Here is a 23,207-nt window from a genome sequence, read left to right as displayed (position 1 = left end):
CATGAGTTCACCTTCTCAGCCAACACCGCCGGTACAAAATTCGACATTATTTGATCACCTTCTTGAGTTAAGAACTCGTTTATTGCGGGCGGTACTCGGGGTGATTCTTGTGTTTTGTAGCTTGGTATATTTTGCTCAAGATATATATCAATATTTGGCTCAGCCGCTGTTAGCTACTATGCCTATTGGCTCTCAAATGATAGCAACTGATGTTGCCTCGCCATTTTTCGCACCATTTAAATTAACGATAGTGTTATCTATTTTTCTTGCAATGCCCTATATCTTGTATCAAATATGGTCTTTTGTTGCGCCAGGGTTGTACCGAAATGAGAAAAAATTAGTTGCTCCATTAATGTTGGGTTCAACATTGCTATTCTATAGTGGTATTGCTTTCGCGTACTTTCTTGTTTTCCCTGTTGTTTTTGCTTTTTTTACTTCGGTTGCTCCTGAAGGTGTCGTCATTGCAACGGATATTAGTAGCTATCTCGACTTTGTTTTAAAGTTGTTCTTTGCCTTTGGTGCCGCCTTTGAAATCCCTATCGCTATTATTTTAATGTGTTGGACGGGGGTTACCAGTCCGGATAATTTAAGAAAAAAACGCCCATATATAGTAGTAGGAGCTTTTGTACTAGGCATGCTACTCACGCCACCTGATATAATTTCTCAGTCTATGCTAGCAATCCCAATGCTACTTTTGTTTGAATTAGGTATTATCATCGCTTCATTAAATCATAAAAACGATGATGCAGAAGACTCTGATGAGGAAGTAAACTCTTGAATAAAATTACCTTAACACTTGTAAGCTCATTATTATGCTTATCCTCAATGGCAAGTGCTGAATCATCTTTATCTAACAAATTAAAACAGTGTGGAAAAATTTCTTCTTCTGAAGAAAGATTAACGTGCTTTGATAGTTTAATAACCGCAGACACCCAAGAGCCAGTTTTAATTAAAGAAGCCACAGTGGCGGTAGTGAGCACTGAAAATGTGACTACTAAAGAAGTGGATGACTTTGCTAAAAATCATTTGAAAAAAACCACAGAAGAACAAGGTCTAGAAAGCATATCTTCAACAGTCACCCAATTGAAAAAGCTTATCAAAGGTCAGTGGGTAATTGATTTAGAAAATGGCCAGCGATGGCAGCAAAAAGATAGTGCAAAGATCAAACTTAAAGTGGGCAATACGGTGCGACTAAAAAAAGGGGCAATGGGTGCCGTTTATTTATATAAAGAAGGTAGTCACCGTAATATTCGTGTTAAACGATTGAAGTAGTGGTATAAATTTTGATTGATATAGGCGTCAACCTCACCAATAAGCGCTTTGATAAAGATCGCACTGATGTGATATCTCGCGCGAAAGCACAGGGGGTGACAGGTCAGCTACTTACAGGTACTAGTGTCAAAGAAAGCCAACAAGCGCTCAATTTATGTCAGCAATACCAGCAACAATTCCCTAATACCCTTTATTCAACGGCTGGTGTGCATCCACATGATGCTGATGGAGTCAGTGAAGACTATATTTATCAGTTAACTCAGATAGCTAAGCACTCTGAAGTAAAGGCAATAGGCGAGTGTGGCCTCGATTTTAATAGAAATTTTTCAGAGCCAGCTCAACAGCTCAGAGTATTCAAAGAGCAAATAAACTTAGCATCACAGTTAAATATGCCACTTTTCCTGCATCAACGTGATGCCTTTGAACCTTGGTATGAGGCACTTGAGCCTTATATTGATAGTGTACCAGCCTTAGTTGCTCATTGTTTTACCGGCAATAAACAGGAACTACAACAATGTTTAAAAGCGGGAATGTATATAGGTATTACAGGCTGGTTATGTGATGAACGACGCGGGCAAGAATTGCGGGATATCGTCAACCTTATTCCTTTAGAGCAATTATTAATAGAAACAGACGCACCTTACCTAACCCCGAGAACAATTCGACCTAAACCCAAAAGCAGCCGTAATGAGCCAAGCTATTTACCTTATGTGGTTGAGCAGTTGTCAATATTGACAGCTATTGACCAAGAAGAGATTGCTTGCCAAACTAGGCTTAATGCCCAAAAGGCTTTCAATTTATAATTAAAGTGTTTATGTAGTGACCAATTTTATCCCCCAATTTAATATGTCATTTTTTCAAGGATTTAGCGTAGGCTTTGTTCTTTGCCTAATATTGTTATTTTTTTATGGCTATTTGATTAATCGTAAGAAAACGAGTGACAAACAGCATTTAGAAGAAGAACTAGCCAAAGCCAAAGTTGCCAACGAATCCTCTGAACAAGCACGGCTATTGCTATTGCAAACACAACAAGAGAGCCAGGATTTACTCGAAGAAAAAGTTCAAGAGCGCACTATCGAGCTCAATATTGCCCTGCAAGAGCTGGAAGAAGCAAACCAAGAACTTGAACAGAAAAATACTTTAGACGAACTAACTGGCTTATTTAATAGACGATTTTATGATCAAAAGATCGTTGCAGAATACCGTCGTAGCAAACGAAATTTAACGCCACTTAGTTTAGTTTTGATCGATATAGATCACTTTAAATCGGTAAACGACACTTATGGACATTTAGCCGGAGATCAGTGCTTGATGTGGTTAAGTGAGCATATTAAAAGTAGCTTAAAGCGTAGCACCGATACTGCATTTCGTTATGGTGGTGAAGAGTTTTGTTTAATCTTACCCGACACTGACAGCCAAGGTGCTATTGCTCTAGCTGAAGCACTGAGAGAGCGTGTCGCCAAACACCCGTGTCTTTATAAAGAAACAGAAATATCAATAACCATTAGTAATGGTATCAGTACTTATACACAACAGGCGGATGTACAACCGGAGCAACTTTTCTTAGGTGCAGATAAAGCCCTATATCAATCAAAAGATGCTGGTCGTAACCAAACTCAATCTTATCATTTTACAGAAGAATAGTTTTATGAGCTCAATTAACAGTGGCACATTTGGCCAATTTCCAGCACGTCGTATGCGTCGTATGCGCAAAGATGACTTTACTCGCCGACTTATGGCTGAGCATCAACTAACAGTGAATGATTTAATTTATCCGGTATTTGTTTTAGAAGGAGAAAATCAACGTGAGGCTATCACTTCTATGCCAGGTGTTGAGCGAAAAAGTATTGATTTGTTGCTTGAAGAAGCGCAAGAACTCGTTGATTTAGGCATTCCAGCTATTGCTATTTTTCCGGTAACACCAAGTGATAAAAAGTCGTTAATGGCGGAAGAAGCTTATAATGCTGACGGATTGGCGCAACGTACCGTTCGAGCTTTAAAGTCACAGTTTCCACAATTAGCGGTTATTACCGATGTTGCCTTAGATCCTTTTACCATTCATGGCCAAGACGGTATTTTAAGTGAAGACGATAATAATAAAGCTGGTGCACAAGGCTACGTTTTAAATGACGTCACAAAAGAAATATTAGTTAAACAGGCAATATCACACGCACAAGCGGGTGCTGATATAGTGGCTCCATCAGATATGATGGATGGTAGGGTTGGTGCAATACGTGAAGCGTTAGAAGACGGGGGTTTTGTGAACACAAAAATACTCGCGTACTCGGCAAAATATGCCTCAAATTATTATGGACCATTTCGTGATGCTGTTGGCTCTGCGGGAAATTTGAAAGGTGGTGATAAGCATACCTACCAAATGGATCCTGCTAATAGCAATGAAGCCCTGCATGAGGTTGCACAAGATATTGCTGAAGGTGCAGATATGGTAATGGTAAAACCAGGAATGCCTTATTTAGACATTGTACGACGTGTTAAAGACACATTTGCAGTGCCAACATACGCTTATCAAGTCAGTGGCGAGTATGCTATGCACATGGCTGCGATTCAAAATGGTTGGTTAGCAGAGAAACCTTGTATTATGGAAGGGCTGCTTGCTTTTAAACGAGCTGGTGCCGATGGCATATTAACCTACTTTGCTAAGCAAGTGGCTCAGTGGTTAAAAGAAGGTGCAGTATAAAGGCTTATTTAGCTAACATCTCGAATAATAATCCCTCACGCAGAGCACCAGAAGATAATGCCAACTCTTTAATGGCTAAGCACTGATATAAGGCGATTAGGATGCTTAATCCGCTTGCTAAAACGGCAACTCTGTCTGCGCGTAAACCTGGAAAATAAACACTGTCCACGGTTTTAAAGTCAATAAGCGCTTGTTTTATTTCTGCGATAAAATAAGCGGAGAACACAGGCTCTTGTTGACGGTGTCTTTGAATCTCCGCCAATGCTTGCATAGTACCTGAGCCACCAAGTACGCTATGCCAACCAATTGATGTAAAGCTATCAACTACAGGGGTAATTATCTTACTGGCTGCGATAATTGCTCTGTCAAAGCTGTCTGTGGTTAACTGCCCATTTTCGAAAAACCTTTGGTTAAAGCTTACGCAACCTAAATTTAAGCTAATGGCGTGAAGTGCTGTATAGCCTTCACCAATAATTAACTCGGTACTCGCGCCACCAATATCAAAAATTAAACGTTTGTTTGTTGATGTGCCATCACAGGTATGAGCAACACCACTATAAATGGTATTAGCTTCTTGTTTACCACTGAGGAGTTTTATATTAATCGGTAAGATTTTATTCGCGGCATTAATAAAGTCGTCACTATTAGTGGCTATTCTTAGTGTTGCAGTAGCAACAATGCGAATGTGTTTTTTCGGGATACTAGCTAAATGCTCCGCAAATAATGAAATACACTCAAGGCCACACCCTATGGCTTGCGGACTTAATTCATTGTCGTTATTCAGCCCCGCAGCTAAACGGACTTTACGCTTTATTTTGTCAACAACGACTACTTCATTATCAACTAGCTTGGTAATTAATAAATGAAAACTGTTTGAACCTAAATCAACCACAGCATAATGATTATCACTATACTGCGGTATCTGGGATAATTTAGACATAATCAATAAAGATTAAAATTAACGACGACCACGGTAGTTGCTATTACCACCTTGTCTATTACGTCCACCACCTTGTCTACCTGTATTAGGTCTATGGCGACGTTGACGAGGTTTAGGTCTAGGTAAATCATCTAAAAGCGCATCATGATCGTACTTTGTTACTGGCAGCTCATGTTCAATATAGCTCTCAATAGCCGGTAAATTAAAAACGTATTGTTCACAGGCTAAGCTAATTGCGTGACCTGTTGCACCAGCACGACCAGTACGGCCAATACGGTGAACATAATCTTCACAATCATCAGGTAAGTCATAGTTAAAAACATGAGTCACAGATGGGATATGTAAGCCACGTGCTGCAACATCAGTTGCCACTAATATATCTAGAGTACCATCAGTAAATTGCTCTAATATTTTCAAACGCTTTTTCTGAGGAACGTCACCGGTTAATAACCCAACACGTAGTTTATCGGCTACAAGGTGATCGTAAATCTTTTCACAAACATGTTTGGTATTAGCAAAGATAATTGCTTTTTCTGGCCAATCTTCTTCGATTAGCGTTTGTAATAGTGCCATCTTATCTTCATTAGATGGATAGAGTAATTCTTCACTAATACGTGTATTTGTTTTTTGTTCTGGTTCAATTTCAACACTGGTTGGCTCGTTCATATGTTCGAACGCCAATTCTTTAACACGAAATGATAAAGTTGCTGAAAATAGCATGCTTAAACGTTCAGTTGCCGGCGGCATTTTGCTAAACATATAACGTATATCTTTAATGAAGCCTAAATCAAACATTCTATCGGCTTCATCAAGCACTATGGCTTCAATATTATTTAAGTTGTATACGCCTTGTTTCATATAGTCGATTAGGCGACCACAGGTGCCAATTAAAATATCGACCCCTTGTTCTAACTCTAAGCGTTGGCTTTCATAACCTTCACCACCATAGACTACACCAAGGCGGATGCCTGTACTTTTCGACATTTCAATGGCGTCACGATGAATTTGTATAGCTAACTCACGTGTTGGTGCCATAATCAAAGCTCTAGGCTGATTATGAGTTGGAGCTTCTTTTTGTAATAATTGATGGAAAGTAGCGGCTAAGAAGGCGATAGTTTTACCTTCACCTGTTTGTGCTTGTCCGGCTATATCAGTGCCTTGAAGTAAAACGGGTAAAGATTTCGCCTGAATAGACGTACAATTTGTGAAGCCCATGGCTTCTAATCCGGTCACTACTTGCGGAGCAAGATTTAGGTCAGCGAATTTTGTTTCAGTTAAGTGTGTATTTTTCATGGCGCTAGCTTAGCATTTTTGTTGACTAAATAGTTGTCTAATTGAGCAATTAATTAATTTAATGCTAATGTTGTAGAAAACTTACTTGAATTATGGGTAACAAGACCTCATAAAGGTATATTATTGATATTAACAAAGTGGCAAGTGTGCCATAACAACGGAGATTAAGATGAGCGACAAAATTGTTCAGCTAACTGATGATGGTTTCGAAGCAGATGTTTTAAAGGCATCAGGTTTAGTATTGGTTGATTTTTGGGCTGAATGGTGTGGTCCTTGTAAAATGATAGCGCCGGTACTGGACGACATAGCTACAGAGTATGAAGGTAAAGTGAAAGTAGGCAAGTTAAATATTGACGAAAACTCTGATACACCACCTAAATACGGTGTACGTGGCATTCCAACATTATTATTATTTAAAGATGGCGAAATAGCTGACACTAAAGTTGGCGCGTTATCAAAAACTCAATTAAAAGAGTTTTTAGATAAAAATCTTTAAGATAAATTCAAATTAAGCCTAACCACTACTGGTTGGGCTTTTTTATTTTAATAACTCCACATGTAAAATATTTGCTTACATTTTTGTTAGCGCCTTTACCTAGTTAACATTTAATGCTAAATTTAACTCCTGAGTACAAAATAACATCTCTTTACCCCTATTCTATTGTCTTTATTTATAACTTTATTAGATAAGAATATTATATAAATACACTTAAAACATACTGTCGTCGGCAATCGCCTCAGACATAACTACTTAAAATAATTTAAGAAACCCCCTATGAATCTTACCGAATTAAAAGAAAAATCCATTAATGAATTGGTTAAACTAGCTGAGTCTATGAAGCTAGAAAACCTAGCTAGAACACGCAAACAAGACATTATTTTTGCCATACTTAAGAAGCACGCTGAAAATGACAATGACATTTTTGGTGGCGGTGTTTTAGAAATCTTACAAGATGGTTTTGGATTTTTGCGCTCTGCGGACTCATCTTACTTAGCTGGTCCTGACGATATTTATGTCTCTCCAAGTCAAATTCGTCGTTTTAGTATGCGTACTGGTGATACGATTCAGGGTAAGATTAGAGCACCTAAAAAGGGTGAACGCTATTTTGCTTTATTGAAAGTAACAGAAGTAAACTTTGATCGTCCAGAAAACTCACGCAATAAAATTTTATTTGAAAACTTAACACCAATTCATCCTAATGACCGTCTCACTATGGAGCGCGGCAATGGCTCAACAGAAGATATCACTGCTCGAGTTCTTGATTTAGCTTCTCCTATTGGTAAAGGTCAACGTGGTTTAATCGTTGCTCCACCAAAAGCAGGTAAAACGTTATTACTACAAAATATCGCGCAAAGTATTGCTCATAACCATCCTGATGCTGAATTAATGGTGCTATTAATTGATGAGCGTCCGGAAGAAGTTACCGAAATGCAACGCTTAGTGAAAGGTGAAGTTGTTGCTTCGACCTTTGATGAGCCAGCAAGTCGTCACGTACAAGTGGCAGAAATGGTAATAGAGAAAGCTAAGCGTTTAGTTGAACATAAAAAAGACGTTGTTATCTTACTTGATTCAATTACTCGTTTAGCACGTGCTTACAACACGGTAGTACCTTCATCAGGTAAAATCTTAACAGGTGGTGTGGATGCTAACGCACTACATCGTCCTAAGCGCTTCTTTGGGGCTGCACGTAATATTGAAGAAGGTGGTAGCTTAACCATTATCGCTACTGCACTAGTAGAAACAGGCTCTAAAATGGATGAAGTTATCTATGAAGAGTTTAAAGGTACCGGTAATATGGAATTACACTTGTCTCGTAAAGTTTCTGAAAAACGTGTTTTCCCTGCTATTCATATTAACCGTAGTGGTACTCGCCGTGAAGAGCTTATTACTAAACCTGACGAGTTACAAAAAATGTGGATATTACGTAAAATTGTCCATGAAATGGATGAGGTCGGTGCCATTGAATTCTTAATTGATAAATTAGCCATGACCAAAACTAATGATGAATTTTTTGACTCAATGAAGCGCAAATAAATTTAAGAAGTTTCATGGTAAAAACCAGTCTTAACGGCTGGTTTTTTGTTTATGACTAGGTAATACAGATGCAATATAAAGATTTAAGAGACTTTATCAGCCAATTAGAAAAAACTGGCCAGTTAAAACGAATTACAAAACCAATTTCTACTCATTTAGCCATGACGGAGATTAGTGATAGAACCTTGCGTGCTAAAGGCCCTGCATTATTATTTGAAAATGCTGTGGATGAACAAGGTAATCCTTATGATGTCCCGGTCTTAACAAACCTATTCGGAACCCCCGATCGCGTAGCACTGGCTATGGGTCAAGAAAACGTTAGTGCGCTTCGTGATGTTGGTAAATTACTTGCCATGCTTAAAGAGCCAGAGCCACCTAAAGGCTTTAGAGATGCTATCGGTAAAATCCCAGTATTTAAACAAGTGCTTAACATGCCAACGAAAGTGATTAAAAAAGCACTTTGTCAGCAAGTTGTCCTTAGTGGCGATGATGTTGATTTAACTAAATTACCCATACAAACCTGTTGGCCTGGCGATGTTGCTCCGTTAATTACTTGGGGATTAACGATTACTAAAGGGCCACATAAAGAACGTCAAAATTTAGGTATTTATCGTCAGCAAGTCTTGAGTAAAAATAAAGTTATTATGCGCTGGTTATCTCATCGAGGTGGTGCCTTAGATTTTCAAGAATTTAAGAAAACGAACCCAGGGGAAATGTATCCTGTTTCCGTTGCTTTAGGCGCCGATCCTGCGACTATTTTGGGAGCAGTAACCCCTGTGCCAGATACTTTATCTGAATACGCTTTTGCAGGATTGTTACGTGGTGCAAAAACCGAGGTAACAAAATCGGTAAGTAATGATTTACAAGTTCCTGCCACGGCTGAAATTATACTTGAGGGTTATCTTGATCCAAATGAAACCGCACCAGAAGGCCCGTATGGTGATCATACTGGTTATTATAATGAAGTAGACGACTTCCCAGTGTTTACCGTAACCCATATAACTATGCGTAAAGACCCTATTTACCATAGTACTTATACAGGTCGTCCGCCTGATGAACCGGCTATTTTAGGGGTTGCTTTAAATGAAGTATTCGTCCCTATTTTGCAAAAACAATTTCCTGAAATTCAAGATTTTTATTTGCCACCTGAAGGTTGCTCATACCGACTGGCAGTCGTAACAATTAAGAAGCAGTATGCTGGTCATGCCAAGCGAGTGATGATGGGTGTTTGGTCATTCTTAAGGCAATTTATGTATACTAAGTTCGTTATTGTTTGTGATGACGATGTTAATGCAAGAGATTGGGAAGATGTGATATGGGCTATGACCACCCGCATGGATCCAAGCCGTGATACAGTATTAATTGAGAATACACCGATAGATTACTTAGATTTTGCCTCGCCTGTTTCAGGCTTAGGTTCTAAAATGGGATTAGATGCAACCAATAAATGGCCGGGTGAAACCGACAGAGAATGGGGCGTTCCTATTGTTATGGATGAAGAAGTTAAACAACACATAGATGAAATCTGGGAAGATTTAGATATCTTCTCAACAGCAGAGAAAGGTTAACCGAATGAAGTCAGTTAGTTGTCAAGTAGTGTCGATCACGTCATTAACTAGCCATGTTTATAAAGTATTATTAAAGCCAAGCGAGCAAGTCACATTTGTTCCTGGGCAATATTTAAATTTTGTGATGAGTGATGAAGATAAACGCCCATTCTCTATCGCGAGTTCTCCTAATAGTGATTTAATTGAACTACAAATCGGTGCTTTTGTTGCTGATAGTTACCCTATGCAAGTTATTGAACGCATTAAGTCGGTTCAAGCTAATGATAAAACGTTAGATATTGAAATCCCATTAGGTAACGCGCAGTTACGTGTGGATAGCGATAGGCCTTTATTATTATTGGCAGGTGGAACCGGTTTTTCTTATATTAAATCGATGTTCGAGTATTTAGCCGAAGTTGGCTCAACGCGTCATATCATGGTGTATTGGGGGCTAAGGGATGAAAGTGCTTTATATGAGTTAACCGAAACTGCGGCCACCATCGCAAAATTAGCAGATGCTACTTTTATTCCTGTGGTAGAAAACCCGACAGATTCTTGGCAAGGTACAACGGGACTTGTGCATCAAGCAGCAATGAATGATATTGCTAACCTTGAACCATATGATATCTACCTTGCAGGTCGATTTGAAATGGTAGGTGCAATTCGTGGCGATTTTGTTAAACAAGGTGCGACCGTTGAGCATATGTATGCAGACGCATTTGCCTTTATTTAAACTAAATGGCTGGTATTTAAGGGGGAATTAACCCTTTTCAGGATTAAAATGAGACTTATAAGGCACTTTTAGCAATCATGACTTATCGAATTTCTGATAATAAAAATGAGATGGATATCGATGCTATCCACGCTTATCTGTCTCGCTCTTATTGGGCAGAGAATGTGCCGAAAAGTGTTGTAAGCAAAGCGATTGAAAACTCATTATGCTTTGGTGTTTTTTGTCGGCTCGATAGTCAAAAAGAAGTGCAAGTAGGTTTTGCTCGTTTAATCACAGATACGGCGACATTTGCCTACTTAGCTGATGTTTATGTACTTGAAGAGCATAGGCAGAAAGGGTTGAGTAAGCAAATGATGGCGAAAATTGTTGCACACCCTAAACTACAAGGGCTGCGCCGTATCATGCTAGCCACTCAAGATGCTCATGGCTTATATGAGCAGTTTGGGTTTACCCCAATCGAAGATGATAAAATGTTTATGCAACTTTGGACGCCTAAGGTTTATCAATAACTACAGCGCTCAATCTAAGTTACTTATTTTTACCCATACTTCATTTGCTGCTTGATGTTGACCTTCCGCGGTTAAAGCCTGTGCAAAGGCCTGCAAATCTTGTTTGTCGTATTGGCGAACATCTTGATTAGCCTCAAGCCTAATTAAACTACCAAACGCTTTTTCAGCCATTGACCATTGTTCACTCATTAACGCTAAATGCCCCAGACAACTAAGCCATTGTGCACTTTTACTGTTTTTATGTAAGTGCTTTTGTACTAAAGCAATTAATGGTTCGCTTTGTTTAATGGGTAGTGTGCGTAACTGCTTTAAGAAAGTGGTACTGGGCTGTTTTTTCAATACCGGAGTAATAAGTTGGGTTAACGGCTCAGTAATATTGTTTGCTGCTAATACTCGGCAATAAGCCAAAAGAATAGCTTCACTTTGCTTTTCTTTTCGAGATAATTTTTTCCAGTAACTTTCAAGACTTGCTTGGTCTTGTTTGCGAATAATGTCAATGAAAGCACCGTGGTATGCCTTAGCTTCCCATTGACTAATCATAGTGTCATTAATGTTTTTCTCTTTGCGAGCAGCGACTAAATGATCAACGGCGCTTTGGAAGCGCTCTTCAATAATACACAAATCAATTTCGAGGGATAATAATCTAGGATCGTGGCCGATGAATTTATGGTTATCATCTATTATCGTACGAGCTTCTTGATATGCTTCTGTTTTTTCTTGAGCTAATAATAATTTTACTTTTACTATGGTGCTGGCAATATCGGACTGGGCTGACTTCTTTGTTTCTTGTGCCAATAAATCTAAATAATGGTTAGTATTTGCATCAAGTTGTTGTTTTGAAGAAGCGACAGCAGCCAATAAGTAAGCGCTTTGTTGACGTTTAGCTGGCTCGGCGCTTTTGGCAAAGAGTTGCTCTGCCGTTTGGTAGTCCTCAAGCATAAAAGCGGCTAAACCTTTATTAAAGTTAGCAATACCTCGCCTTTGGCTGGCAAATGCCACTTTGTTCCATGCCTTAAAACTAAAGTTAAAGCCGCCACGAAGAAGTTTGAAACTGATATAAATGGTAATAGAGCAAAGGGAAATAATTATAATTGCCGAGAGTACAGTGAGCTCAATTATCGTCTCTCCCATGGCAATTAAAATATACCCTTTTTCATCAATCAGAAAAGGGCTTAAGGCAAGAACCGCAAAAAATAAAGCGATGAAGATGATAAAGCGTATCATAACTCACCCTCGTTATTTTCTGTCTCGCTGGTACCATCTCCATCTGTAGAATTTTCAATTGGAGCTTCTTCTACTGCTTTTGGTAGCTGCGCTGGCAAGGCGGTCAATGGCTTGTTAAGCACTGCTCTAATGGCTGCTAATGAAGATAACTCGCTTGGATAATCGTAACTTACATGTTGCTTTTGCAAGGTTGTTAGTGCCGACATAAAACGTTGGTTGTAGCTATGCTCCATATCAAAAAATTCATTAAGCCATAACTCAATATCTGTTAAGGTTTTGTAGTAAATATCACCTTTACGCTCGCTCGCAGCCCATAATGCGAGTTGAACTTTTAAGCTTAAATTTTGCTTTAAATGCTCTTGTTGCTCTGGTGCCATTAACGGCTCAATTGAGCCTTGCCTTTGACGGACACGAATAAAATCATCGAGAAATTTTTGCCATGTTTTGCTTAGGTTACTTTGCCAGTCGTTTATATCATCAGAAAGCACAAAGTCATCTTGTTTGTCATCTTGCTTCCCTAAATCAACTATGGCTAAAGGCAATATGTTGATTTGTTTATTCATAGCCATTAATGCCAAGACTATTTCATCAGTTTGCAATACTGGCAGCAATTCAAGTGATTTAATATCTTGATGAATAAGTTGGCGAACGGGTAAAAAAGCAGGATCATCAAGCTCGGCTAATCTTGAGTTTGCATCTTTAAGTAAACCTATTGCCGCTGTTGTATCATGCTCAAGCCATAGAGTACGAGCAGCAATACGAATGAGGTATTCACTTTCATGTAATAACCAATCACTAGGTTGGCGTTGTTTAATGCCGGCTTCTAATTGAGCGACGGTATCTTCAAGGGCAATGATCTGTAGTTGATTTGCGTTAGCGGTTTGCTCTTTCACCTGTTGTAATTGCGAGGCTAATTCAACTTTTTGTTGCTTGAGTGCTTGCTGGATTTGGTTTTGAAACAGAGTAAATTTAGCGGTACTGTCTTCATTTAATTTGTTGGTTAATGCATTGTTTGTTAGCGAAGTCTGTTGTTGTTGCCAAAAGTAATGACCAACAGGTGCTGCAATAGCAATAATTAAAGCCAAAATAGCTAGCTTGGAAATGCTATTAGTTTGTTTGGGCGATTTAATTGGTGCTTTTTCGGTAGTAGATTTTTTATCAGCGAGTTTTTGTTCAGTAACTTTATCGATAGTATTCTTCGCTTCTGTCGTGGAAGCTTGATCCTTGGTTACTGGTTTTTTATTCTCGGTCATCTTTTCATTCCGTTATTGAATATGAGTACTATACAGACTTGTTGTACGCTAAGATTTCTGTAATGGTAATGCTTGATAAATCGCTTGAGCACTAGCACCGGCACTTATGGTGATGTTGGATATTCCATATGCTTTTGCTTTGTCGGCAATACGCTGGCTAACCACAATCCATATACATTGCTTTCGCCAGAAATCTATCATTGCGTGATTATCACTTTCTCTATACTGGCTTATAGATAATTCTACAAGCTTTTCTAATATAGCGTTACTGGTAACGACAATACAATTAATTTGCTGTTGATACCATTGTTTGCTTATATCTTTCGCTAATACTCGCCATACCCGTTGGTAACTCTCTAAGTAAGATACTTGATATCCTAGCTTAATCAGAGTGTCAGCTAAATATTCTCTACCACCATTACCACGTACTATAGTGACACTTTTGTCGTTAAGGTGGTCAGATAACTGAAGTAAAGCTAATAGGCCTTCACTGTTTTCTTGGCTGGGTACTTCAACATTATTAATACCTAGTAATTGCAAAGCGTTTTTTGTCGCATTACCAACAGCATAGATTTTATTATATTGCCAATTGCTAGCAGGGTATGTTGCAGCAGCAAATTCAACAGCAGCAACACTTACAAAGACTAGTATTTCTTGAGAGGTGAGAAGTGATTTAGTGGTGTTGTAATCAGCCAGAACTTGATAATCAAATAACGGCTGATTGACACACGCAATACCTTGTTGCTTAAGTAACAAGGCCAACTGCTTTGTTTTGTTATCAGGACGTGTGATTAAAACATTAAGCATAGGTGAATTTCGCTTAGGAATTATCAGCGTAGACCTGTGCTAATATTTTATCGGCACCACGACTAAGTAACTCTTGAGCTAAGGTATCGCCAAGCACTTCACCTTGTTCGATTGGGCCGCTAATATCGCTTTCAATAAGTTGGCTACCGTCTACTGCACCAACCAAACCACGTAAGTGAATTTCTTTACCATCATTTGAAATAACACTGTAGCTAGCGATAGGAACCTGACAGCCGCCCTCTAAAGCTTTATTCATCGCACGTTCTGTTAATACTCTATGGCGTGTTTCAGTACACTCTAGCGGTGCTAAAAGTGATTTAATAAAAGCGTCATCAGTACGACACTCAATGCCAACAGCACCTTGACCATTGGCAGGCAACATTTCTTCCGGTTCGATATACTGTGCAATTCGTTCACTCATTTCTAAACGAATTAAGCCTGCGGAAGCTAGAATGATAGCGTCGTATTGACCTTCATCTAATTTTCTTAAGCGAGTGTTAACATTACCGCGTAAATCACGAATATCAAGATCTGGACGATTGGCTTTTAATTGACATTGTCGACGCAAGCTAGAAGTACCTACAATCGCACCTTGGGGTAAGTCGCTAAGTGTTGCAAAAGTATTAGAAACAAAAGCATCACGAGGATCTTCACGAGGACAAATAACTTCTAGGCCTAAACCTTCAGGAAAATCTACCGGCACATCTTTCATTGAATGTACGGCAATGTCTGCTCTGCCTTCTAACATCGCTACTTCAAGCTCTTTAACAAAAAGCCCTTTACCACCCACCTTCGCAAGAGGAGTATCTAAAATAATATCGCCTTTAGTGGTCATAGGTACTAGTTCAACATTAATATCTTGATGAAAATGCTCTAGTTGCGCTTTAACATACTCAGCTTGCCATAAGGCAAGGGCACTTTTTCGTGTCGCGATTCGTACAGTTGTCATTTTTCTTGTTCCCAATAATTATTTATTCAGCAGCTAACGTTACTTCGCAATCAGCTTGAATGCTTACAGCGGCAGATAAAAACTGCCAAAACTCATCTCCGCCACGTTTGTCTATCCATTGTTCATCGACAAAGGCAAAGTGGTGGCCATTAAATTTAGTTGCAACCCATATTTCATGCAAAGGTGCTTGTTTATTTAAAATGATTTTAGTGGTGTTTTTGAAGGTTAAGGTAAGTAAACCGCCCGTACCTTCATAATCGATATCTATACCGCAATCTTCAATAGCCTCTTCAACGGCAAGTAATAGATCTTCGGCAATTAAATTATATTGGCTATCGTTCATTGTCTTTCTTTAGTTGTTTGGGGAATAAGCATGTGAGTATAATACCAATCAACTGAGATAAATATAACAACTAAGTTAAGCTTAAAGCTTGATTTAGATGTCTTTCATGGCAAAAATAGCTAATCATGAATAAAAAAAAGCAAGTTTCTAAACTTCTAACCGCCTTTTCTTTTGCAATTTTATTGTCCGCTTGTGGCTCAAAGGGTGATTTATATCACGAAGAGCAAGAAAATCCGCAAGCAAATGAAGAGAAAAACCAACAGCATGAAGAATCGCAATCCCAAAATAAAGGGCAATAATGTTAGTTAATTTTTCCAAAATGCACGGCCTTGGTAATGACTTTTTAGTACTGGATAATGTTACTCAAAATGTCTATTTACCGAATGAACAAATAGCGAAATTGGCTGACCGAAATTTTGGTGTCGGCTTTGATCAACTCTTGGTCGTTGAGCCACCTTATGATCCTGACTTAGATTTTCACTATCGTATTTTTAATGCGGATGGTAGTGAAGTTAATCAGTGTGGTAATGGCGCTCGGTGTTTTGCTCGCTTTGTTCGTATGAAAGGTTTATGTACCAAAAACAAGATAAAGGTTTCTACAGCTTCCGGAAAAATGACTTTATTTGTTGAGCGAGACGGCAATATTTCTGTCACTATGCCTGTGCCACAACTAGAGCCGAGTAAGATCCCTTTTACTGCGCAAAAATCAGAAGGGACTTATATCTTACGTAGTGAATCTGAAACTGTATTATGCGGCGTGGTTTCGCTAGGTAACCCGCACTGTGTGGTTACTGTTGATGATGTACTTGAAGCACCAGTAGAGAAATTAGGTAAAGAGCTATCATTACATGAACGTTTTCCTGAACATGCTAATGTTGGCTTTATGGAAGTGGTTGCCCCTAATCAAATTAAACTTCGAGTTTATGAGCGTGGAGCTGCTGAAACACTTGCTTGTGGCAGTGGAGCTTGCGCAGCGGTTGTGATTGGGCAAATGCAGAAAAAACTATCTCGACAGGTAACGGTAGAATTACCTGGGGGAAAATTAAGAATATATTGGAAAGGCCCTGGGCACCCAGTAAAAATGTCTGGCCCTGCGGTACATGTTTTTGATGGTCAAATATCGTTATAAATTTGCAGTAACATTGGATTTAGAGAACAAAATGAATAAAGAACAAGATATTGTTAACACCGACGAACTACCATTAACCGACGAGTTAGTTAATGCTTACTTGCAAGATAATCCAGATTTTTTCGCTCGTAATAATGAGTTAATGACAGAATTAAGATTACCAGATGCTCAGCGAGGCACTGTCTCTTTAGTGGAAAGGCAACAGCAGCTGCTAAGACAGAAGGTGCATAACCTTGAAGATGAAATTACCCAGTTAATGTCTGTGGCCAGTCATAATGAAAGTTTATTTATGCTGTACAGTGATTTATACCTACGGTTAATTGATTGCAAATCAGCCAATGAATTATTGGATTGCTTAGCGCAAGCAACTACCGAGTTGTTATCCTTATCGGCCTTTAAATTATGGTTAAAATCCGCTGCTGATATTGAGCATGAAAGTATCACTGCTAACGATTGCCAAGGTGTTATGCAAAACCGTTTGGAAAACAGTGATTATTATTTTGGCCGTTTACAGCAAAGTGAGCAAACGTTGATTTTTAATCAGAGTTGTTCAGGATCAGTGGTGTTAGTTAAGTTAGCGCATGAAGAAAATGAACTTGGGTTTTTAGCTATTAGTAGTGATGACGCTCATCACTTTGATCCACGAATGGATACGCTACTATTAAGCCAGTTTAAGCGATTAGTCGCGAAGTTATTACAGCAACACTTAGCGCTTTAATAACACCCTCCTAGGATTAGCAGAGTTATCTTTAGATTGTAAAAACCAGAAAATACTGTTCTTTTGTACGTCAAGAAAGAACAGTTGAAGCCGATTTAATAGGAATACATGAAATTTTACCGCCGTTTATCGCCAATTAAAGCCATCAGTTTTGACTTAGACGACACCTTATACAGTAATAAACCCATTATGTTGTCAATCGAGAAAAAGATGATTGCCTATTTTGCCGATTTATTACAGCCAAGGCTTATTCAATTGGGGTTACCCGAGATATCTTTTAACTATCGTTATTGGTATAAGTTTAGGCAGCAAGCAGTCCATCAACAGGCAAACCTAACACATGATGTGGTAAAAGTGCGCTTGGTCACCTATAGATTAGGGTTCTCAGATTTAGGTTATAGCGATACTGATGCCGAGCAAATGGCGCAAGCAGCACTCGCCTACTTTATAAGTTTGCGCAGTGATTTTATCGTGCCGAAAAGCAGTATAAGATTACTCGATAGTTTAAGTAAAAAATATCCACTAGTAGCGATCACTAACGGCAATGTTGATACCAAAACGCTTGGTATTTCACATTATTTTAAACACATATATCATGCGGGTTGGCAAAGTGATGGACAGTTACTTAAACAAAAACCAGCAGGTGATATGTTTACGTTAGCATGTCGCGAGTTAGGGATCAGTACTAAAGAGCTACTGCATGTTGGCGATTGCGGTCGCGCAGATATTCTAGGTGCAGTAAGGTCTGGCTGCCAAGCTGCTTGGCTATCTTGTTATGATGTTGGCAAACCTATTAGTGTTTTACCTCATGTTGAGATTTCTTCAATTAATCAATTAACGCAACTTTAGCTCTATTTTTAATATATTCAATAGTTGTTTGCTGTATATAAAGCCAGTGCTATAATCGTGCTGCTTTTATTCATTTCTCAACTCAGTTCGATAAGGTTTTCCTGCTATGGATGTTTCTGAATTACTTGACTCCCTCAACGATAAACAACGTGAAGTTGTTGCCGCACCATTGCAAAATATGCTGGTTTTGGCGGGAGCTGGCTCGGGGAAAACCCGTGTTTTAGTTCAGCGAATTGCTTGGTTAATGCAAGTAGAGCAAGCCGCACCGCATTCTGTCCTAGCGGTTACCTTTACCAATAAAGCGGCTGCTGAAATGCGTGCCCGTGTTGAGCAAACAGTGGGTGGTAATACTCATGGCATGTGGATTGGCACTTTCCATGGCTTGGCTCACCGTTTACTGCGCATGCACTTTCAAGAGGCAAAGTTACCGCAAAGCTTTCAAGTACTTGATAGCGATGATCAGTTACGCTTAGTTAAACGTATTGTTCGCTCACTAGAGCTTGATGAGAAAAAGTGGCCAGCCAAGCAGTTCGTTTGGTATATCAATGGTAAAAAAGATGAGGGTTTACGTCCTCAGCATATCGATGCTCAGTTTGACCCGAGTGAAGCGGTCTTTGTGAAAGTTTATCAAGCCTACCAAGAAACGTGTGATCGTGCAGGTTTAGTGGACTTTGCTGAACTATTATTGCGTGCTCATGAATTATGGCTCAATAATCCTGAATTATTAGCACACTACCAGCAACGTTTTTCTCATATATTAGTGGATGAATTTCAAGATACTAACGCTATTCAATATGCGTGGTTAACCTTGCTTGGAAAAACACAGTCTAAAGTCATGATAGTAGGTGATGATGATCAGTCTATCTATGGCTGGCGTGGTGCAAAAATTGAAAATATAGAACGTTTTACTCGTGAGTTTGATGACACACAAACGGTTCGTTTGGAGCAAAACTATCGCTCTACCGCCAATATTCTTAACGCCGCTAATCAGTTGATTAGCAACAACAACAACCGATTAGGCAAAGAGTTGTGGACGGACGATGAAGCGGGAGAGAAAATCTCGATTTATACGGCTTTTAATGAAATTGATGAGGCTAGGTTTATAGCTGGGCGAATTAAGCAGTGGCGTGATGACGGCGGAAAGTTAGATGAAGTCGCTATTTTATACCGCTCAAATGCCCAATCACGTTTGTTAGAAGAAGCGCTACTGCAAGGGCAGTTACCTTATCGTATTTATGGTGGTCAACGTTTCTTCGAGCGACAAGAAATCAAAGATGCACTTGCTTACATGCGTATTATCAACAATCGAGACGATGATGCCGCTTTTGAACGCATTATTAATACTCCGACACGCGGCATTGGTAACCAAACCGTCGCTTTAGTGCGAGATGCCGCTAGAAGCCAAGAAGTTACCTTATGGCGAGCTTGCCAGCAGATGTTACAAGCGGAGCAACTAAAAGGGCGTAGTGCTAAAACCATCAGCGCCTTTATCAATTTAATTGATCAGTTAGAAGATGACTCCAGTAATTTAGACTTAGATCAGCAAGCTAATTTCGTTATTCAACACTCTGGCCTTAAAGCTATGTATCAGGCTGAAAAAGGTGAGCGAGCGGAGCAGCGAATAGAAAACTTGAATGAATTAGTGACCGCCTGTCAGACCTTTGAAAGTGATCCTGAACTGACGGAAGAGCAAACGCCATTAACGGCGTTTTTAACGCATGCGGCGTTAGAATCTGGCGAGTCTCAAGCAGATGAATATGAAAGTGCGGTGCAGTTAATGACTATGCATTCGGCGAAAGGTTTAGAGTTCCCATTAGTCTTTATTGCTGGTTTGGAAGAAGGGATGTTTCCGTCACAACAATCAGTAGAAGAAATAGGGCGCTTAGAAGAAGAAAGACGTTTATGTTACGTTGGCATGACAAGAGCTATGAGTAAGCTATACTTATGTCACGCTGAAAGCCGTCGTATTTATGGACAAGAAAAATATCATAAAGCTAGCCGTTTTTTACGGGAACTTCCAGAAAAGTGTATCGATGAAATTCGTATGCAGAGTCAAGTCTCTAAGCCTAAATCAGTAGGTAAATTTTCAAACACCTTTACGTTAGAAACGTTTGAAAATAGTGGTTTTAAATTAGGACAACAAGTTAAGCATGCAAAATTTGGCGAAGGTGTGGTGCTTAACTATGAAGGGAGTGGCGCTCAATCTCGGATACAGGTAAATTTTTCTGACGTAGGTAGCAAATGGCTAGTCGTGGAATACGCAAATTTACAAGCAGTATAGTATTGATATACATCTGTTTGGAGTTGGTAATTATATTAAGGTGGTAAAATTTATGGCACAACGATTATTAGTAGTAGAAGACAGTAAACCCATTGCCACAGTTATAAAGCAGATTGCGCAATCGCTAAATTATGATGTTGTGTTAGCAACGACATTAGCGCAAGTAGAAGAGATTTTATCTGGAGATACTGATTTTTTTGCGGCAACTGTTGATTATGCTTTGCCAGATGCAAATGATGGTGAAGCTATTGCTTGTGTATTATCTAATGGCATTCCAAGTGTGGTAATGACGGGAAAAATGGATGATGAAACAAGACAAAAAATTCTTGCACAACCTGTTATAGATTACATCCCTAAAGAAAATAGCCAAGCGTTCTTATATTTGAAACGTGTATTACATTGGCAACAAACCAATAGTGATAACTCTATTTTGGTCGTTGATGATTCTTCGGCTGCACGTAACCATATTGTTGAATTATTAAAACGACGTAATTTCACTGTATTTACCGCGAATAATGGTGTGCAAGCTTTAGAAAAATTAAAGCAGCATAAAGCCATTAAAATGGTGATAACGGATCTAGAAATGCCAGAGATGGATGGTATTGAGCTGACTAATGAAATACGTAAGAAATATTCTCGTGAGCAACTAGCTATTATAGGCATTTCAGGCGCTGAAAATGGTATTCATTCGGCTCGCTTTATTAAAAATGGTGCTGATGACTTTTTACGTAAGCCATTTTGCCCAGAAGAGTTTTATTGTCGGATTACTCAAAATATAGAAAGCTTAAATAATATTGCTCAAATTCAATATGCCGCCAATACGGACTATTTAACAGAGTTATCAAATCGTCGCGCTTTTTTCATCAATGCTAACCAACGTATTGTTGAATATGCAAAACGTAATATCCCACATTGCTTGGCTGTTATTGATATCGACTTCTTTAAAAAGGTTAATGATACCTATGGCCATGATGCTGGTGATCAGATCTTAAAGTTATTAGCACTTTATTTACGCAAACACTTTGGCTCAGGCTTAACCGCACGACTCGGGGGAGAGGAGTTTGCAGTTTTATTGCATGGTCTTGATAATGACCAACTCTATAATAAGCTTGATGACTTGAGACGTGATATTTCAATCTCATCCTTACCTGTTGGCGATAGTCACATCTCTATTACCATCAGTGCCGGTGTTGTATTTGATAGTAAAGAGGAACTGTCTAAACAAATGAATGAAGCTGACAATGCCTTATATTATGCCAAAGAGCATGGTCGCAACCAGGTGGTAATATCTGGCTCTGAAGAATAAAGAGGCTTTTTATTAAAGCTTCTTTAGCAAGTCACTAGCAATACGGCGTTATTTTTAATAGAATCCCTGCCTCATTAAGCGCTCCCGTGGTGAAGTGGATATCACGTGGACCTCCGGAGTCTAAGTCGCAGGTTCGATTCCTGCCGGGAGCGCCATCTTATTGTTTAGCCCTAATACAATAAATAATGTACTTTATTGAAAAAACTGCCTAAAGTAGTAACTATACTCAATAGCCTGTTGAATAAATTACTATTTTATTGCAATGAAAATACATTATCCCTTTTTGTTTAAAAATTTACGTCACCAAAATTTTCCTTCATTGGTATTAACTAGTCTGTTATGCCTATTAAGCTTTAACAGCAGCGCTAAAAACATGGTTGGTGAGGGGTATCAGCTATCCGAAATTTCTCCTGAGCCATACACAAAAGTGATTAAACGTTCAGGTAAAGTTAATTTCAAGCGAACGGTTAATCTTTCCTTTAAGAGTGCCGGCTTTTTAACGCAATTAAATGTTGATGAAGGTGATATCTTTAACCAGAAGCAATTGCTAGCCGCTTTAGATACGGAAGAGCTTATTGCAGAAAAAAATGCGTCTTATGCTCGATTATTACAGGCTAAGCGAAATGTAAACCGTATTAAAACCTTATTGGATAAAAGTCTGAGCTCACAACGGGAATTAGATGATGCTCTTACGGCCGTAGATACAACAAGAGCAGCTTATCGAGTCGCTTTTTACAATGTTGATAAAGCGCAAGTGTTTGCTCCTTTTAATGGTGTTGTTGTTAGGCGAAACACAGAGCTTGGGGAATTACAATCACCCAGTAAAGTAGCATTACAAGTAGCAGCTTTAGATAATAATTTAATTGTAAGTGTTGCCTTGACCGGAGAAGAAATTTCGTTTGTTCATGTTAATCAGAAAGTAAAGATTCACTTAGCGCACTTTGGCCTTATCGACGGAAAGATTAGTAAAATTCCAGCGATGGCAGACAGTCAAAGCCATCTGTTTAATATTGAAGTGATTTTACCGGCAACGAGTTTTACTCGCCCCTTGATTGTTGGACAACTCGCACAAATTCTTATTTATGCTCAAAGTCAGGATTTCGTTTATCGACTACCTATCGAGGCGCTTAATGCCGTGGATAAAAGTGGCCAAGCATTAATAGCTGTCGAGGAAAATAATAAGCCCGTACAAGAGTCTTATGCCATCTATAAAATAGACAATGAGTATTTGTATTTACAAGCTCATGAAAACTCACCTTCGCTAGCTGTAATCACCCAAGGGTGGAATAAGCTGTCGCTAAATGAAAGCGAGCAATAGTGA

At 39.0% G+C, this 23,207-nt stretch carries 24 protein-coding genes and 1 tRNA gene; 18 read left to right on the top strand and 7 right to left on the bottom strand.

Features of this window, described 5'->3' with window-relative positions; genetic code table 11:
* Position 1: 1 nt before the first annotated feature.
* From tatC to hemB, 5 genes are read left to right on the top strand one after another with little or no spacing between them, the layout of a single operon-like run.
* Entirely contained in the window at positions 2–778 is a 777-nt protein-coding gene (gene tatC, locus AC27IF_RS13030) for a twin-arginine translocase subunit TatC (RefSeq protein ID WP_487054775.1), read from the top strand.
* Entirely contained in the window at positions 775–1,272 is a 498-nt protein-coding gene (locus AC27IF_RS13025; RefSeq protein WP_487054774.1) for a hypothetical protein, read from the top strand. Before tatC ends, AC27IF_RS13025 begins: the two co-directional genes overlap by 4 nt.
* 11 nt (positions 1,273–1,283) lie before the next feature.
* Positions 1,284–2,075: a TatD family hydrolase gene (locus AC27IF_RS13020; RefSeq protein ID WP_487054773.1), complete on the top strand. Its 792-nt coding sequence runs from the start codon at positions 1,284–1,286 to the stop codon at positions 2,073–2,075.
* A gap of 16 nt (positions 2,076–2,091) precedes the next feature.
* Entirely contained in the window at positions 2,092–2,916 is an 825-nt protein-coding gene (locus tag AC27IF_RS13015) for a GGDEF domain-containing protein (RefSeq protein WP_487054772.1), read from the top strand.
* 4 nt (positions 2,917–2,920) lie between these two features.
* The gene (hemB, locus tag AC27IF_RS13010; RefSeq protein WP_487054771.1) at positions 2,921–3,970 is read left to right on the top strand and encodes a porphobilinogen synthase; all 1,050 of its coding nucleotides are present in this window, start codon (positions 2,921–2,923) and stop codon (positions 3,968–3,970) included.
* A gap of 4 nt (positions 3,971–3,974) precedes the next feature.
* Here the strand turns inward: hemB and AC27IF_RS13005 are convergent, their stop codons facing one another.
* The gene (locus tag AC27IF_RS13005; RefSeq protein WP_487054770.1) at positions 3,975–4,910 is read right to left on the bottom strand and encodes a Ppx/GppA phosphatase family protein; all 936 of its coding nucleotides are present in this window, start codon (positions 4,908–4,910) and stop codon (positions 3,975–3,977) included.
* Positions 4,911–4,928: 18 nt separating this feature from the next.
* Positions 4,929–6,203, bottom strand: coding sequence for an ATP-dependent RNA helicase RhlB (gene rhlB, locus AC27IF_RS13000; protein ID WP_487054769.1), 1,275 nt, complete (start codon positions 6,201–6,203; stop codon positions 4,929–4,931).
* Positions 6,204–6,372: 169 nt separating this feature from the next.
* On the opposite strand from rhlB, the gene trxA reads away from it, so the two are divergent.
* From trxA to AC27IF_RS12975, 5 genes are all read left to right on the top strand, one after another.
* Positions 6,373–6,699: a thioredoxin TrxA gene (gene trxA, locus AC27IF_RS12995; RefSeq protein WP_487054768.1), complete on the top strand. Its 327-nt coding sequence runs from the start codon at positions 6,373–6,375 to the stop codon at positions 6,697–6,699.
* Between the two features lie 279 nt (positions 6,700–6,978).
* Positions 6,979–8,238 (top strand): transcription termination factor Rho, encoded by a 1,260-nt coding sequence (gene rho, locus AC27IF_RS12990; protein WP_487054767.1) that lies wholly within the window; start codon positions 6,979–6,981, stop codon positions 8,236–8,238.
* Positions 8,239–8,306: 68 nt separating this feature from the next.
* On the top strand, positions 8,307–9,806 hold the full coding sequence (gene ubiD, locus AC27IF_RS12985; RefSeq protein WP_487054766.1) for a 4-hydroxy-3-polyprenylbenzoate decarboxylase: 1,500 nt from the start codon (positions 8,307–8,309) through the stop codon (positions 9,804–9,806).
* Between the two features lie 4 nt (positions 9,807–9,810).
* Positions 9,811–10,518 carry an NAD(P)H-flavin reductase gene (gene fre, locus AC27IF_RS12980; protein WP_487054765.1) on the top strand — a complete coding sequence of 236 codons (708 nt, stop codon included), beginning with the start codon at positions 9,811–9,813 and terminating at the stop codon, positions 10,516–10,518.
* Between the two features lie 77 nt (positions 10,519–10,595).
* The gene (locus tag AC27IF_RS12975) at positions 10,596–11,027 is read left to right on the top strand and encodes a GNAT family N-acetyltransferase (RefSeq protein ID WP_487054764.1); all 432 of its coding nucleotides are present in this window, start codon (positions 10,596–10,598) and stop codon (positions 11,025–11,027) included.
* A 9-nt stretch (positions 11,028–11,036) separates the two neighbouring features.
* Here AC27IF_RS12975 and AC27IF_RS12970 read toward each other — a convergent pair whose 3' ends face one another.
* The 5 genes from AC27IF_RS12970 to cyaY are packed head-to-tail and all read right to left on the bottom strand — an operon-like array spanning position 11,037 to position 15,603.
* The gene (locus AC27IF_RS12970; protein ID WP_487054763.1) at positions 11,037–12,251 is read right to left on the bottom strand and encodes a heme biosynthesis HemY N-terminal domain-containing protein; all 1,215 of its coding nucleotides are present in this window, start codon (positions 12,249–12,251) and stop codon (positions 11,037–11,039) included.
* A complete protein-coding gene (locus AC27IF_RS12965; RefSeq protein ID WP_487054762.1) occupies positions 12,248–13,504 on the bottom strand; it encodes a uroporphyrinogen-III C-methyltransferase in 1,257 nt (418 codons plus the stop codon). Before AC27IF_RS12965 ends, AC27IF_RS12970 begins: the two co-directional genes overlap by 4 nt.
* A gap of 48 nt (positions 13,505–13,552) precedes the next feature.
* A complete protein-coding gene (locus tag AC27IF_RS12960) occupies positions 13,553–14,311 on the bottom strand; it encodes a uroporphyrinogen-III synthase (protein WP_487054761.1) in 759 nt (252 codons plus the stop codon).
* 13 nt (positions 14,312–14,324) lie between these two features.
* Complete coding sequence (gene hemC / locus AC27IF_RS12955) at positions 14,325–15,260, bottom strand: hydroxymethylbilane synthase (protein WP_487054760.1); 936 nt, start codon at positions 15,258–15,260, stop codon at positions 14,325–14,327.
* 22 nt (positions 15,261–15,282) lie between these two features.
* A complete protein-coding gene (gene cyaY, locus AC27IF_RS12950) occupies positions 15,283–15,603 on the bottom strand; it encodes an iron donor protein CyaY (RefSeq protein ID WP_487054759.1) in 321 nt (106 codons plus the stop codon).
* A 125-nt stretch (positions 15,604–15,728) separates the two neighbouring features.
* On the opposite strand from cyaY, the gene lptM reads away from it, so the two are divergent.
* From lptM to AC27IF_RS12910, 8 genes are all read left to right on the top strand, one after another.
* Entirely contained in the window at positions 15,729–15,902 is a 174-nt protein-coding gene (lptM, locus tag AC27IF_RS12945; RefSeq protein ID WP_487054758.1) for an LPS translocon maturation chaperone LptM, read from the top strand.
* The gene (gene dapF / locus AC27IF_RS12940; protein ID WP_487054757.1) at positions 15,902–16,732 is read left to right on the top strand and encodes a diaminopimelate epimerase; all 831 of its coding nucleotides are present in this window, start codon (positions 15,902–15,904) and stop codon (positions 16,730–16,732) included. The genes lptM and dapF overlap by 1 nt, the downstream gene beginning before the upstream one ends.
* Positions 16,733–16,763: 31 nt before the next feature.
* Complete coding sequence (locus AC27IF_RS12935; protein WP_487054756.1) at positions 16,764–17,450, top strand: DUF484 family protein; 687 nt, start codon at positions 16,764–16,766, stop codon at positions 17,448–17,450.
* Between the two features lie 108 nt (positions 17,451–17,558).
* Positions 17,559–18,299 (top strand): HAD-IA family hydrolase, encoded by a 741-nt coding sequence (locus AC27IF_RS12930; RefSeq protein WP_487054755.1) that lies wholly within the window; start codon positions 17,559–17,561, stop codon positions 18,297–18,299.
* Between the two features lie 106 nt (positions 18,300–18,405).
* Positions 18,406–20,580, top strand: a complete 2,175-nt coding sequence (gene uvrD, locus AC27IF_RS12925; RefSeq protein ID WP_487054754.1) for a DNA helicase II — start codon at positions 18,406–18,408, stop codon at positions 20,578–20,580.
* A gap of 52 nt (positions 20,581–20,632) precedes the next feature.
* A complete protein-coding gene (locus tag AC27IF_RS12920; RefSeq protein ID WP_487054753.1) occupies positions 20,633–21,886 on the top strand; it encodes a diguanylate cyclase in 1,254 nt (417 codons plus the stop codon).
* 80 nt (positions 21,887–21,966) lie between these two features.
* A tRNA-Arg gene (locus AC27IF_RS12915) sits at positions 21,967–22,041 on the top strand.
* A 128-nt stretch (positions 22,042–22,169) separates the two neighbouring features.
* Entirely contained in the window at positions 22,170–23,204 is a 1,035-nt protein-coding gene (locus AC27IF_RS12910) for an efflux RND transporter periplasmic adaptor subunit (protein WP_487054752.1), read from the top strand.
* Positions 23,205–23,207 lie beyond the last annotated feature (3 nt).

The organism is Colwellia sp. KS18-150 (assembly GCF_057551365.1).
This window is presented reverse-complemented; position numbering and strand designations above follow the sequence as displayed.